This window comes from Microvirga splendida, from assembly GCF_016427565.1.
GTDB classification, from domain to species: Bacteria; Pseudomonadota; Alphaproteobacteria; order Rhizobiales; family Beijerinckiaceae; genus Microvirga; species Microvirga splendida.
This window is the reverse complement of sequence record NZ_JAELXT010000010.1, coordinates 21,612-35,243: the sequence shown is the minus strand read 5'-3', so window position 1 is coordinate 35,243 and position 13,632 is coordinate 21,612. Positions and strand designations below refer to the sequence as shown.

The following is a 13,632-nucleotide window of genomic DNA, read 5'->3' as shown; positions in this document are numbered from 1 at the left end:
TGAAAACCATCTAGGCCCCCGGCACCGTTGTGCATGATCGCAACGGGGAAACTGTCCTGCCGTATCGCGCAGAATATGGACGATGAGAGCCCGGCCCTGCTTTTACCAGGGTTCAGGTGCGTCTCTTCCTTCACGTGCTGGAACCCTCTTGGCTGGCAGTGTCAGCCAAGAGGCCCGAGACTCACGCTCGATCCAGCCTGCCCCCTCGCTCCTACGCAGCGGCGTCGATAGCCAGGCGTCCCTCGTGAATGGCGTGGCAGGCGACACCGCCGAGGAGCGGCGGAATTTCGGCCCGGCACCGTTCGTTGGCGAAGGGGCAGCGCGGGTTGAAGGTGCAGCCGGAGGGCGGGCTGATCGGGTTCGGAATTTCGCCGCTCACCGGAATGCGCTGGCGCCCGGTCATGCCCACATCCGGCACCGCATCGAGGAGCATGCGGGTATAGGGATGCTTCGGCTGCGCGAAGAGCTCACGCCCGTTGGAGATCTCGACGATGCGGCCGAGATACATGACGCCGATGCGGCTTGCCATATGGCGCACGACGGCGAGGTTGTGGCTGATGAGCAGGTAGGTCAGGCCAAGCTGATCCTGCAGATCGCGCATGAGATTGAGGATCTGCGCCTGCACGGACACGTCGAGCGCCGAGGTCGGCTCGTCGCAGACGATGAACTCCGCGTTCGACGCGAGCGCCCGGGCGATGGCGACGCGCTGGCGCTGTCCGCCGGAGAACTCGTGCGGGTACTTCTTCCCGTCCGCCGGATGAAGGCCGACGAGAGAGAGAAGCTCACCCACGCGCTCCCCGATCTCCTTCTCCCGTTCAATCAGCCGGAAGGCCCGGATCGGCTCGGCGACGATGCGGTCCACCTGCCAGCGGGGATTGAGGCTGGCATAGGGATCCTGGAAGATCATCTGGATGCGCCGCCGCAGGCGCTGGCGCTCGGCCAGCGCGGCCCTGCTCGACATGGAGACGCCGTCGATCACCACCTCGCCGTTCGTGGGTGGCAGCAGGCCCACGACCATGCGTGCGACCGTCGACTTGCCCGAGCCGGATTCGCCGACGAGCGCAAAAGTCTCGCCCTTGGCGATGGAGAAGGAGACGCCGTCGACCGCCTTCAGGTATTGCTTCTCGCCGCCTTCCAGCACCCGGTTGAGCCAGGGTTTGGAGACGTCGAAAACACGGCGCAGGTCTTTGACTTCGACATAGGAGTTCTCGGTCACGCAACGGCCTCCGAACGGGCGGAAGATTGATCGTAGAGATGGCAGGCCACGCGGTGCTCGCTGTGCTGGATCGGCTCCGGGCGCTCGACGCGGCAGCGGTCGAACACATAGGGGCAGCGCGGATTGAACGGGCAGCCGGGCGGAATGGCCGACAGGCGCGGCATGGAGCCCGGAATCTGCACGAGACGGTCCGTCTCGCTCTCCAGCGACGGGATCGCTCCCATGAGGCCCTTTGCATAGGGGTGCAGCGGGTTCTGCACCACGTCCCGCACGGGCCCGATTTCGGCGATGCGGCCTGCATACATCACGGCGACGCGGTCGGCCGTTTCGGCGATCACGCCCATGTCGTGCGTGACCAGCATGATGGCCGTGCCGTGCTCGCGCCCGAGCCGCTTGAGGAGCGAAATGATCTGCGCCTGCACGGACACGTCGAGTGCGGTGGTCGGCTCGTCCGCAATGATGAGTTCCGGCTCCGCGCACAGGGCGAGCGCGATCACAACGCGCTGGCGCATGCCGCCGGAGAACTCGTGTGGATAGCTGTCGATGCGCCTCTCGGGTGCCGGGATGCCGACTTCCGCCAGGAGATCGATGGCGCGCTTGCGCGCCGCGCTGGCCGAGAGGTTCGTGTGGGTGCGGATCGTCTCGATGAGTTGCTCGCTGACCCGGTAGAGCGGGTTCAGGCTGGTCAGCGGATCCTGGAAGATCATGCCGATGCGCTTGCCGCGCACCCGGCGCATCTCGTCGGGCGGCAGGTTGTCGATGCGCATGCCCGACAGCAGAACCTCGCCGCCGGCGATGCGGCCCGGCGGATCGATGAGGCCGATGACGGCGGAGCCGGTCACCGACTTGCCGGCACCGGATTCACCGACGACGCCGAGCACCTCGCCCTTGCCGATATCGAACGAGATGCCGTCGATGGCCTTGAGGATGCCGCGCCGGGTTACGAACTCGACGCGCAGGTCACGGACGGAGAGGACGGGGACGGTCATTACAGGCACCCATTCACTTGCCTCTCGCGGGGCACCGCCAGAGTGTTAGCTGTATCTTGTTTGATCCGTTCAATACCTTTGCCTCTCATCGCCCGAGACATATCGAATAGGTGACCACGCTGGCAAAAGGTTGGCTGCTTGGCAAACTCGCCTTCGAGACTTCCCTTCATGTCGTTCGAAACACGGTCGATATCAGCAACCGTCCCAAGCTCTTTGGTTCTCGCATGCAGAGCCGCAACGCTCTCATTTAGAGTTGCTCGATAGTCGCTATGCTCATCTGGATGGCATAGCTCCTCAAACAGCTGCACCATTCGGGCAAGACTCCATACACAGGCTGTATTGGCCTTCTGGGCGATAGCTGACTGAGTTGGTGCTACGAGCATCATAGCAGCCAATAATGTTGTGATGCTGCTTTTCATCATCGCAGCTTCGGATTGAGCGCATCGCGCAGCCAGTCGCCCAGCAGGTTGATGGCGAGCACCAGAAGCGCCAGCGCAATGCCCGGGAAGGCCACGATCCACCACTCTCCGGAGAACAGGTAATTGTTGCCGATGCGGATGAGCGTGCCCAGCGACGGCATGGTTTCCGGCATGCCGGTGCCGAGGAACGACAGGGTCGCCTCGGTGATGACGGCAAGCGCCAGGTTGATGGTGGCGATCACCAGCACCGGACCCAGAACGTTGGGCAGCACGTGCCGGAACATGATTACCGGTGCCGGCAGGCCGATGAGCCGGGCGGCGGCAATGTAGTCCTTGTTCTTCTCGACCATCACCGAGCCGCGCACGGTGCGGGCATACTGCACCCAGAAGCTCAGGCCGATGGAGAAGACCAGCACGGCGAGGGTCGTCATCTCGTTGAGCTGACCGCCGAGAACGGCCTTGACCACGCCATCGACCAGGAGAGCGATCAGGATGGCCGGAAAGGTTAGCTGCACGTCCGCGATGCGCATGATGATGGCATCGACCGTGCCGCCCACATAGCCGGCGATGAGGCCCATGGTGATGCCGAAAGTGGCCGAAAGGACCACCCCGAGAATGCCGACAGTCAGCGAGATCCGCAGGCCGTAGAGAATGGCCGAGAAGATGTCGCGGCCCTGCTCGTCCGTGCCCAGCATGAAAGGCATCTGCCCTTCGGCGCTCCAAATGGGCGGCAGCCGGCTGTTCATCAGCTCCAGCTGCGCGGGATCGAAGGGATCCTGGGGCGACAGCACCCCTGCCAGGATCGCGGAGGCCATGAAGAGGGCCGTCAGAAGGGCCGCCACCATCGTGAGCTTGGAACGCGTGAAGCTCGCCCAGATGTCACTGTCGAAGAAACGGCCGGCCCATGTGGTGGGTGGGGAATGCGGCGCGGGGGCCGCCTGGATTGCGTCTGCCATGGTGCCCTCCTCAGGCCGGCTGCCGGATGGACGTTCTCAGGCGGGGATCGACGATCGTATAGAGGATGTCGACAGCGAGGTTGATGAGCACGAAGATCAGCGCCACCAGCATCAGGTAGGCCGCCATGATCGGAATATCGACGTTCTGCACCGCCTGGACGAACAGGAGACCCATGCCGGGCCACTGGAACACGGTTTCCGTGATGATCGCGAAGGCGATGACGGAGCCGAACTGCAGGCCCACGATGGTGATCACCGGCACCAGGGTGTTCTTGAGCGCATGGCCGAAATGAATGGCCCGGGTGGTGAGCCCCCTCGCCCGCGCGAACTTGATGTAGTCCGTGCGCAGCACCTCAAGCATCTCGGCCCGGACGATGCGCATGATCAGGGTCATCTGGAACAGGCCCAGGGTGATCGATGGCATGATCAGCGCCTTGAGCCCGGAGGTCGTGAGGAATCCCGTCGACCACCAGCCGATCCGCACAGTGTCGCCCCGCCCGAAGGACGGCAGCCAGCCGAGGATGACGGAGAAGAGATAAATGAGCAGGATGCCGATCAGGAAGGTGGGAAGCGAGATGCCGATCAGCGACACCGTCTGGAACACCTTGGCCAGGAAGCTGTCCCGCTTCAGGCCCGAATAGACCCCCATCAGCACCCCGAACCCGATGGCGAAGAGCGTCGCGCAGAAAGCCAGCTCCAGGGTTGCGGGCATTCTTTCGGCCAGGAGATCCGAGACGGGCTGCCGGAACTGGTAGGACACGCCGAACTCGCCTTGAGCGGCACTCACGAGATAGCGGGCAAACTGAACGGGGACCGGGTCGTCCAGACCAAGCGAGCGGCGAACCTGCTCGCGCTCCGCAGCCGGGGTATCGAGGGAGACGATCTGGTTCACCGGATCGCCGGCAAAGCGGAACATGGCGAACGAAATGATGCCGACGGCCAGAAGAACGCCGATGGCCTGGAGGGCACGCCGGATGATAAAAGCAAACATGCACAATCTCTTGATCGCTGCGCCCCGGGCGAGCCTGGCCGTCCGGAGCCTTCGAATGAATTGTCCCGGGCAGCAAGCTGCCCGGGACATGCGATCAGGCGCTGACTATTCCTTCTTCTGGGCCCAGTAGAGCAGCACCTGGTTGTCGGCGCGCTGGGTCAGGTCGACCTTGTTCGAGACGCCCCAGGCCAGAGCCTGCTGGTGCAGCGGAATATAGCCGTACTCGTCGGTCGAGATCTTGAACGCCTCCTTGATCATCTGGTCGCGCTTTTCCTTGTTGCTCTCGACCAGGATCTTGTCGGTCAGCTCGTCGTGCTGCTTGTTGCAGTAATTGCCGAGGTTCGATTCACCGCGCGAGGAGTTCGGATCGTTGCGGCAGCCCTGGATGTCGAACAGCACGTTGTGGCTGTCGAAGGTGCCCGGCGTCCAGCCCAGCAGGTAGAACGAGGTGTTGTAGTTGCCGGACTTCAGCACCTTGGCGAAGTACTGCGCCTTGGGCTGAGCCATAAGGTTCACCTTGATGCCGGCGCGAGCCAGCATGCCGACGACGGCCTGACAGATCGCCTCGTCATTGACGTAGCGGTCGTTCGGGCAGTCCATGCCGACCTCGAAGCCGTTCGGGTAGCCGGCCTCGGCAAGCAGCTTCTTCGCCCCTTCGAGATCATATTTCGGACGCTCGAAATCCTTCGAATGCGCGAAGAGCTGCGGCGCGATCATCAGGGCCGAAGGCGTCGCCATGCCGCGCATGACGCGGGACTTGATGGTTTCGATGTCGATGGCCTTGTAGAAGGCTTCGCGCACGCGCTTGTCCTTGAAGGGGTTCTTGCCCTTCACGTTGGAGAACAGAAGCTCGTCGCGGGTCTGGTCGAAGCCCAGGAAGATGGTGCGCAGCTCGGGGCCCGCCTTTACCTTCGCGTTGGCGCTGCTGTTGACGCGCTGGACGTCCTGCAGCGGAACCGGCTCGATCACGTCCACTTCGCCCGAGAGAAGCGCGGCCACGCGGGTGGCGTCGGAGGCAATCGGGGTGAAGACGATTTCGTCGAGGTTATGTTCGGCCTTGCCCCACCAATCCTTGTTCGCCTTGAAGACGGTCTTCACGCCGGGCTGGTGGCTCTCGATCTTGAACGGACCGGTGCCGTTGGCGTTCAACGAAGCAAAGCTCGGCGTGGTAGCGGCGGCCGGAGTCGGCTGGGCGCTGTTGTTCGCCTCCGACCATTCCTTGTCCATGATGTACCAGGTATCCCACTGGGCATTCATGATCGGGTTCGGCGACTTCAGCTTCACGTCGACGGTGTGGTCGTCCACCTTCACCCATTCGGAGCCGCTCGGAACGCGGGTCTGGAAGTTCGAACCCTGGGCGCGCACGCGGTTGGCCGAGAAGATCACGTCATCGGCGTTGAACGGATTGCCGTTGTGGAACTTCACGTTCTTGCGCAGGAACAGACGCCAGGTGAGGCCGTCCTCGCTGATCTCCCAGCGCTCGGCGAGACCCGGGATGATGGAAAGATCCTTATCGCGCTTGGTCAGGCCCTCGTAGACGTGGCCGTGATGCGCGATGGTGGTGGTCTCGTTGAGGGTATAGGGGTCGAGCGACTTCAGGTCGCCCTGGTTGGCATAGCGCAGGGTCACGGCCATGGCCGGCAGGGCAGCGCCGGTCATCAGCACAGCAACCGTAGCGGCAAGGAATTTCGAACGTCTGGTCATCGTGTCTCTTTCTCCTCTGGAAGCCCCGCGTCTTTGCGCGGTGTTCTTCTTGTCGGAAGTCCGGCTTAGGCCGCGTTCCTTCCGTCGGGCATGAAGTTAGGCAGGAAAGTGGCCGGCGGTCTAGTCCTGTCTTCCACCTCTCTGCTCAGCATTTAGGCACAGAGCTCTCCGATGATGCGCCGCAGCAAACGCTCGCCCGTTTCCAGCTCGCTGATCTCGATCCACTCGTCCGGCTGATGGGCCTGGGCGATGTCGCCCGGCCCGCAGACCACCGTCGACCAGCCGACCTTCTGAAAGATGCCCGCCTCAGTGCCGTAGGAGACCACATGGGTGCCGTTGTCGCCGGTGATGCGGCGCATGAGGCGCTCGGCCTCTCCGTCCGTCTCGGGCCGGAGCCCAGGCACCTCGGCGATCAGCTCGACGGCAACGCCGGTCTCAGGTGCGATCGCCTTCATCCGCGGCTCGACGACATCCCGGATATAGGCCTGGTAGCGCTCAAGATATTCGTGCGGGCTCTCCGTCGGGATGGCCCGGATGTCGCTGAAGAACCAGGCGGAGGAGGACACCACGTTGGCCGCGTTGCCGCCCGCCATCATGCCGCAATGAAGGGTCGTATAGGGGGGCTCGAAAGGATTCGATGAATCGGCCCGGCGCCGGTTCTCCTCCATCACATCTTCGTGCCAGGCGATGAGCCGGGCCGCATTCATCACCGCGCTCACGCCCTGGTCGATTCGGCTGGAATGCACCGCGTACCCGGTCACCTGGGTGCGCAGCTGGACCGAGGCTTTGTGGCCCGTCACCACCGCATGCCGGGTTGGCTCGCCCACGATCACGGCAGCCGGCTTCGGGATCGACCGCGCCATGGCCTCCACCATGGAAGGCGCTCCCCGGCAGGCGATCTCCTCGTCATAGGACAGGGCGATATGGACCGGGCGCTTGAGAGGGGATTTCACCATCTCGGGCACCAGCGCCAGCACGAGCGCATCGAAGCCCTTCATGTCGGTTGCGCCGCGCCCGTAGAGGCGGCCGTTCTTCTCGGTCAGCGTCCACGGATCCGTCGTCCAGTTCTGCCCTTCCACCGGTACGACGTCCGTGTGACCGGAGAACACGATGCCCCCCTCCACCTTCGGGCCGATAGTGGCGTACAGGTTGGCCTTGTCGCCCTCGGGGCTCATGACGAGGGTGCTCTCGACCCCATGGCTGTTCAGCCAGTCGCGGCAGAAGTGGATGATGTCGAGATTGCTGCTCGTCGAAACGCTCGGAAAGGCAACCAGACGCGCGAGCATCTCGCGGGGCGATAAGTGCATGTGTGAATTCTCCCAAAGTCAGGCGTGAGCATCCGATCCTAATGCGTGACGGGTCAAGCCGGATTTATCGCCAACCGACCGGCGCCGTGCCTGTTGACGCGGCAGGCTGCGCGCGACCATGATCCGCCCTTCTTTCGCTTCCTCCTTCCGCTCCGACGGAGACTCCATGACCACGTTCGACGTCACGCTTGCCGACATTGAAGCCGCCCGCAGCCGCGTCGCCGGGCGCGTCCGGCGCACGCCCGCCTATGAGAGCCCAGAGGTTTCGGCGCGCCTCGGCCGGCGCACGGCCCTGAAGATGGAGGCCCTGCAGCTGGCGGGCTCGTTCAAGGTGCGCGGGGTCTTCAACAAGGTGCTGACCCTGAGCGACGAGGAGCGCCGGCGCGGGCTCGTGACGGTGTCGGGCGGCAACCACGCCATCGCGGTTGCGCGCGTTGCGGGAACCCTCGGCCTCGATGCGCTGGTGCTGATGCCGAAGGTGACGCCGCGCTTCAACGTCGATCTCGCCACGAAGTATGGTGCCCGCATCGAGCTCTGCGACGATGCCGCCGAGGCCTTCGCCAAGGCGGAGGATTATCAGCGCCAGGGGCGGCTGTTCGTCCATCCTTACGACGATCCGGCCATCATCGCGGGCCACGGCACCCTCGGGCTCGAATTCCTCGACGACGTCCCGGACCTGACCCACGTCTTCGTCTCCATCGGCGGCGGCGGCTTCATGTCCGGGGTCGCGGCGGCTCTCAAGGCGAGAAAGCCCTCGCTCACGGTCTACGGCGTCGAGACGGTCGGAGCCCCGACCATGACGGAAGCGCTCAAGGTCGGCGAGCCGGTGACGATCCGCCCGACCTCGATTGCCCGGACCCTCGGCGCGCCGTTCGCCACCCACAGGACGGTCGCGGGCGCCAAGCTGTTCCTGAAGGAGATCCTTCTCGTCGAGGATGAGCCGGTCATCGCAGACGTGAGCTGGATCCTGCAAAAGGAAAAGCTCCTCTGCGAACCCGCGGCCGCCTGCGTGCTGACGGCGGCCGAGACCGTCGTCCCGTCCCTGCCCGACGACAGCGTGATCGGCCTCGTGCTGTGCGGCTCCAACCTGTCCTTGGACGATCTCGACGGGTGGCGTCAGGCTTCCAGGGGCGCTTGAGCCGGCGCAGCCTAGGCCGCTCGGCTTGAGCGTGCCGGATCCAACCCGGGGCTGCTGAGTTGTCTGCAGGACAGCTCAACTGGAAAGTACCCGTGCATGGTCGATCCGGCGCTTCCTCCCGCTCAGCCGGCTCCACCGCCTGCAGGATCGTCGCTCTTTACGGCGGGCGGAATCGTCCTGGCCATCGGAGGCCTGTATTTCGGCCGTGACATCTTCATCCCGTTTGCCGTCGGCATTCTCCTCAGCTTCGCGCTGACGCCCCTCGTCAACTGGCTCCGGCGGCTGAGGCTCCCGCGGATCGCCGCCTCGCTGATCGCCGTGACTCTGGCCTTCGTTCTCATCGGAGGGATCACCTACGTGGTTGGGAGCCAGCTCGTGCAGCTTGCCAACAACCTTCCGAGCTATCAGACCACGATCACGGAGAAGATCCGCGCCCTGCAATCCTCCGCCACCGGAGGCGGGGTCGTCGACAAGGTCACGACCACCATCGAAGACCTGAGCAAGGAAATCTCGGGGGCGGAGAAGGATGCCGAGAAGGCGGCCGAGCAGGCCGGCAGCGCTCTTGGCGCTCCCCCTGCCCCGCAGGAGCCCATCACGGTCCGGCTCGAGCGCCCGGAATCGCAGCCGCTCGAAATCATTCAGACGATTGCCGGTCCGCTCCTCGCCCCGCTGGCCACCGCCGGTCTGGTGATCATCTTCGTCATCTTCATCCTGCTCGAGCAGGAGGATCTGCGCGACCGCTTCATCAAGCTCGCCGGCGCCGGCGATCTCCAGAAGAGCACGCAGGCGCTCAACGATGCCGCCGCACGGGTCAGCCGCTACCTGCTGATGCAGCTCATCGTCAACCTGACCTACGGAATACCCATAGGAATCGCGCTCTACTTCATCGGCGTGCCCAATGCGGTGCTGTGGGGCCTGCTCGCGGCGGTGCTGCGTTTCATCCCCTATCTAGGTCCTTTCCTCGCCGCGACCTTTCCCATCGCGCTCGCCGTCGCGGTCGATCCGGGCTGGTCGATGCTGCTGTGGGTCGTGGGGCTGTTTCTCCTCGCCGAACTCATCAGCAACAACGTCATCGAGCCCTGGCTCTACGGCTCCAGCACCGGCCTGTCCTCGCTCGCCATCATCATGGCGGCGATCTTCTGGACCACCCTCTGGGGGCCGGTCGGACTCTTTCTTGCGACACCCCTCACCGTCTGTCTCGTGGTGATCGGCCGCTACGTGCCGCAGCTGGAATTTCTCGGCGTCCTCCTCGGCAGCGATCCTGTCCTCGCCCCCGAGGAGCGCCTCTACCAACGCCTGCTGGCCGGCAATCTCGAGGAAGCCGTCGAGATCGCCGAGGATTACGTGGACGAGCATTCCTCACGCCAGTTCTACGACCAAGTCGCCATCCCGGCCCTTCGCCTGGCCGAGAACGACCGGCAGCGCAGCACGACCGACACCAATTACAGGCGCCTGGTGGCGACCACCGCCACCTGCGTGGTCAGGGAAATCGAAGACCACATCAGGGACAAAACGTCCTCCGATGAGGCCGACAAGGACCAACCCTCCACCCCCGCTCCGAACAAGCCCGTTCTGTGCATCGCGGGCCGGACAGAGCTGGATCGGGCTGCGGCCGAGATGCTCGCCCAGGTGCTGGAGGAATCCGGAACGGGAGCCCGGGTCCTGCCGCCGATTGCGGTCAGCGAGGGCGCTCTGGCGCAGCTCGACCTGACGGGAGTCGAGGTCGTCTGCCTGTCCTATCTGCACCCCCAGCCGCAGGTCTTCGCCCGTTATATCTGCCGACGCCTCCGGCGGCGGGCGCCTCACGTCAAGCTGGTCGTCTGCTGCTGGAACGCTCCACCCCAGGGGACCCACACGGAGGATATGGCCCGGCAGATGTCCACCGATGCCGCCATCCTGTCGCTCGAACTCTGCGTCGACCAAGTCAATGCGTGGCGCGCACAGCAGCAGACCGCCTCCGATGGGAGCGCGCTGACGGCGACCATCGACGACGAGCATGAGCGGCTGGCCGTTCTGCACCAGCTGGGGCTTGCCGGTGGACGCCGTCACTCTTTCGACGCGATCGCAAAACGGGTCGCCGAGGCGTTCGGGGCCCCGATCGCCCTCGTGTCGATGATTACGGACGAGCAGCAGCTCATGCCGGGTGCGCAGGGCCTGCCGCCCGACCTCGATGCAAGCCGGCAGGTTCCACGGGAGGAATCGGTCTGCGGCCATGTGGTGGCCACCGACGAGGTGATCGTGTCCGAGGATGTGACCAAGGATCCCCGCTTCACGAACAATCCGCTCGTGCTCGAAAAGGGCATTCGCTTCTACGCCGGAGCCCCCTTGCGCACCTCGTCGGGACTGGCCCTGGGCTCCCTGTGCGTCATCGACATGCAGCCGCGCGAGTTCTCGGATGCGGACCGGGTCCGGCTTCAGGAGATGGCCGACAGCCTGATGGCGCAGCTCGAACGCGATGCCGAAGAGCGCTCGGGCGGGAAGGATCCCGTCTCAGGGTCAGAACGGCGACAGACGCAGGATGCATCCTCCTGAGCGAAGGATCTGAGCGTCCATACGGTCAGACCGAGCGACGACGCAGGGAGATCGTCAGGCTGAAGAGCAGCGCCCCTGCCGCCATGGCGATCAGGATGCCCCACGCGGTCCACAGGGACATGAGGGACGATCCCGGCGTGAGGGCCGACGAGTAGGCCTGGATCGACCAGGCGTTCGGCGTCCACCATCCCGCCTCCTGCAGCCAGGGCGGCAGGAAGAAGCGCGGCACCATGCTGCCGCCTGCCGCCGACAGGATGAGCACCACGAAGGTGGACAGAACCTGGGCCTGCTGGCGCGAGGAGCAGAGGACACATAGTCCCAAGGCCAGGGCGGATGTCGCGGCAGCGACCGCGAGGGTCGTCGTCAGCCAGGGGCCGAAAGACGCGATGAAGTTCACGTCATAGAGAAGGTAAGCGGCTGCGAACACCAGACCGGCCTGAACGGTGCCCTGCGCGACGAGGAACAGGAACTTGCCCAGGATGATGGCCGCAATGGCGCCGGGTCCTGCCAGGAGGCGGTCATAGACTCCGAGACGCCGCTCCTCGATCAGGCCGACCGCGCCCTGGACGGCTGCCAGAAGCAGGAACATTACCGCGACCGCGCCGGCATAGTACGACACGGCCCATCCGGCCGTCTGCGGCAGGGCCGATTCGCTGGCGACCAGCCCCGCATCCCGCATCCGGGGATCGTCCCGCGTCTCGTCCGCCTTCTCCTTGAACGTCTCGTCGATCCAGATTCTCTGCTCGGACGTGATTCCCCCGATGGCCTCCAGATCGGCCAGCACCTGGGCAAAGGCGACGTCGGGCATGTGGACGGCCAGCAGCCGCTGCAGGTGACCCGCCATGATGGCGCCGGCAATCGCCCGCGCCTCGTGGGTGACGAGGAGGACGGGAGCGCCGGCCCCACGTTCGTTGAGATCGCTCCTGAGGATGAGTCCCAGGTCGACCGCGCCGTCCTTGACCAGGCCGCGCACGCTCTCCGCCGTCGCATCGTCCCTGTAGGTGACGCGGAGGGTCGGCTCCTCGCGGAGCACCTGGACCAGCTGCGCGGTCGTGGGCGTCCGCGCCAGATCGGCAATGCCCACATGCAGCCGGAGCTGGTCGCCGCCGGCGGACGAGAAGATCGCCGCGAAGATCACGAAGATGAGCGGCGGCAGGACGAACGCCATGGCAAGCGCCCCGCGATCCCGGAGCAGGGTCAGGAGCATGACGCGAGCAGCCGGGAAAATCACGATCCAGCGCCCTCCACATGGGCCAGCACATGCTCCAGCCCCGGCTCGCGCAGGCGGATCTCGTGCAGGTCGATTCCATACCGCCGGAGCGCGGCCGGCAAGGATGAGAAGCTCTCCAGGCCCGTCGACCACGCGGTCCATTCGAGCGGGTTGGCCGTCGGCGCCAGTCCCAGTCGCTCGAGGGAGCCCTTCACGACATCGTCCGGCTCCCGGCTTAGGGTCGCCACGACCTCACGCCTGTCCCCGAACATGCGACGGAGGATGTCGCCGACGGGCCCCTCCTCGGCCATCCGGCCGCATGCCAGAATGCCGATCCGGTCCGCCAGGCCCCTGGCCTCGTCGAGATCATGGGTCGTGAGCAGGACCGACGTGCCCTCCTCCCGCAGACGCCTCAAGGTCCGGTGCAGCGCCAGCCGGGCGTCCACGTCGACGCCCGCCGTCGGCTCGTCCAGAAGCAGAAGCCGGGGCCGCGTCAGCAGGGCCGCGGCGATATTGGCCCGGCGCTTGTACCCGCCGGAGAGATGGTCGATCAGGTCCCGCTGCCGGTCCTCCACCTGCACCAGGACCATGGCCTCGGCGACACGCGATGGAATCTCGCGCCTCGGCAGCCCCGCCATTCCGGCCATGACCTCCAGGTTCTCCCGAACCGTCAGGCGGGGATAGAGGGCGATATCCTGCGGAACCAGGCCCGTCATCCGCCGCGGCGCGGCATCCCTGGCGGGATCGCCCCCGAAGACCCGCACGTCGCCGGATGATGGCCTGAGCTGACCCGTCAGGAGGCGCATCAGGGTCGTCTTGCCCGTCCCGTTGCGCCCGAGCAGGGCGAAGATTTCGCCCTGGTATAGGGACAGGCTCAGCCCCTGCAGAACCTTGCGCTCTCCCAGCCCGACATGAACCCCGTCCAGCCGCGCAATTGGCGGCCCCCGGCGCGCAGCCGCCGGCTCCTGGATCGACGAGAGAATCGGACGCGCGGGGATGGCTGCCTCCATGGGAACGGCGGCAGGCCCGGCCTGCTGCCTACGTCAGCAACCTAGCTCCCCGACTGCGTTCGGGAAGGGCACGCGGGCATGTGATCGGCGGGGCTCTCGCATTCTTGAAGCCAAGCTCCAGGTTTGTCCTGGCCGGCGGTTTAAGATCCCGCTTTTCACG

Annotated in this window: 11 protein-coding genes; 2 read left to right on the top strand and 9 right to left on the bottom strand. The window is 65.2% G+C overall.

Translation table 11 applies throughout. From position 1 onward, the window contains the following. Positions 1–211: 211 nt before the first annotated feature. The 7 genes from JAO75_RS11690 to argE form a co-directional block, all read right to left on the bottom strand. The gene (locus JAO75_RS11690; protein ID WP_199049318.1) at positions 212–1,216 is read right to left on the bottom strand and encodes an oligopeptide/dipeptide ABC transporter ATP-binding protein; all 1,005 of its coding nucleotides are present in this window, start codon (positions 1,214–1,216) and stop codon (positions 212–214) included. Continuing rightward, entirely contained in the window at positions 1,213–2,205 is a 993-nt protein-coding gene (locus JAO75_RS11685) for an ABC transporter ATP-binding protein (protein ID WP_199049317.1), read from the bottom strand. The genes JAO75_RS11690 and JAO75_RS11685 overlap by 4 nt, the downstream gene beginning before the upstream one ends. Beyond that, on the bottom strand, positions 2,205–2,627 hold the full coding sequence (locus JAO75_RS11680) for a hypothetical protein (protein ID WP_199049316.1): 423 nt from the start codon (positions 2,625–2,627) through the stop codon (positions 2,205–2,207). Before JAO75_RS11680 ends, JAO75_RS11685 begins: the two co-directional genes overlap by 1 nt. Next, positions 2,624–3,580 carry an ABC transporter permease gene (locus JAO75_RS11675; RefSeq protein WP_199049315.1) on the bottom strand — a complete coding sequence of 319 codons (957 nt, stop codon included), beginning with the start codon at positions 3,578–3,580 and terminating at the stop codon, positions 2,624–2,626. Before JAO75_RS11675 ends, JAO75_RS11680 begins: the two co-directional genes overlap by 4 nt. Positions 3,581–3,590: 10 nt before the next feature. Further along, the gene (locus tag JAO75_RS11670) at positions 3,591–4,571 is read right to left on the bottom strand and encodes an ABC transporter permease (RefSeq protein WP_199049314.1); all 981 of its coding nucleotides are present in this window, start codon (positions 4,569–4,571) and stop codon (positions 3,591–3,593) included. Positions 4,572–4,676: 105 nt separating this feature from the next. Continuing rightward, positions 4,677–6,275: an ABC transporter substrate-binding protein gene (locus JAO75_RS11665; RefSeq protein ID WP_199049313.1), complete on the bottom strand. Its 1,599-nt coding sequence runs from the start codon at positions 6,273–6,275 to the stop codon at positions 4,677–4,679. A gap of 152 nt (positions 6,276–6,427) precedes the next feature. Continuing rightward, positions 6,428–7,582 carry an acetylornithine deacetylase gene (argE, locus tag JAO75_RS11660; protein WP_199049312.1) on the bottom strand — a complete coding sequence of 385 codons (1,155 nt, stop codon included), beginning with the start codon at positions 7,580–7,582 and terminating at the stop codon, positions 6,428–6,430. Positions 7,583–7,748: 166 nt separating this feature from the next. Between argE and JAO75_RS11655 the strand changes: the two genes are divergently transcribed. Then, entirely contained in the window at positions 7,749–8,720 is a 972-nt protein-coding gene (locus JAO75_RS11655) for a threonine ammonia-lyase (protein ID WP_199049311.1), read from the top strand. A 96-nt stretch (positions 8,721–8,816) separates the two neighbouring features. Then, complete coding sequence (locus JAO75_RS11650; protein WP_199049310.1) at positions 8,817–11,252, top strand: AI-2E family transporter; 2,436 nt, start codon at positions 8,817–8,819, stop codon at positions 11,250–11,252. A gap of 25 nt (positions 11,253–11,277) precedes the next feature. Here the strand turns inward: JAO75_RS11650 and JAO75_RS11645 are convergent, their stop codons facing one another. Together JAO75_RS11645 and JAO75_RS11640 are read right to left on the bottom strand one after the other, a co-directional pair. Beyond that, positions 11,278–12,483, bottom strand: coding sequence for an ABC transporter permease (locus JAO75_RS11645; protein ID WP_199049309.1), 1,206 nt, complete (start codon positions 12,481–12,483; stop codon positions 11,278–11,280). Further along, on the bottom strand, positions 12,480–13,472 hold the full coding sequence (locus JAO75_RS11640) for an ABC transporter ATP-binding protein (protein WP_199049308.1): 993 nt from the start codon (positions 13,470–13,472) through the stop codon (positions 12,480–12,482). Before JAO75_RS11640 ends, JAO75_RS11645 begins: the two co-directional genes overlap by 4 nt. Positions 13,473–13,632 lie beyond the last annotated feature (160 nt).

What these genes read in the sequence shown, in the direction of transcription:
- argE (WP_199049312.1), bottom strand. Translation starts at nt 7,582, where the DNA reads ATGCACTTATCGCCCCGCGAGATGCTCGCGCGTCTGGTTGCCTTTCCG.
- JAO75_RS11675 (WP_199049315.1), bottom strand. Translation starts at nt 3,580, where the DNA reads ATGGCAGACGCAATCCAGGCGGCCCCCGCGCCGCATTCCCCACCCACC.
- JAO75_RS11665 (WP_199049313.1), bottom strand. Translation starts at nt 6,275, where the DNA reads ATGACCAGACGTTCGAAATTCCTTGCCGCTACGGTTGCTGTGCTGATG.
- JAO75_RS11670 (WP_199049314.1), bottom strand. Translation starts at nt 4,571, where the DNA reads ATGTTTGCTTTTATCATCCGGCGTGCCCTCCAGGCCATCGGCGTTCTT.
- JAO75_RS11685 (WP_199049317.1), bottom strand. Translation starts at nt 2,205, where the DNA reads ATGACCGTCCCCGTCCTCTCCGTCCGTGACCTGCGCGTCGAGTTCGTA.
- JAO75_RS11640 (WP_199049308.1), bottom strand. Translation starts at nt 13,472, where the DNA reads ATGGAGGCAGCCATCCCCGCGCGTCCGATTCTCTCGTCGATCCAGGAG.
- JAO75_RS11650 (WP_199049310.1), top strand. Translation starts at nt 8,817, where the DNA reads ATGGTCGATCCGGCGCTTCCTCCCGCTCAGCCGGCTCCACCGCCTGCA.
- JAO75_RS11680 (WP_199049316.1), bottom strand. Translation starts at nt 2,627, where the DNA reads ATGATGAAAAGCAGCATCACAACATTATTGGCTGCTATGATGCTCGTA.
- JAO75_RS11655 (WP_199049311.1), top strand. Translation starts at nt 7,749, where the DNA reads ATGACCACGTTCGACGTCACGCTTGCCGACATTGAAGCCGCCCGCAGC.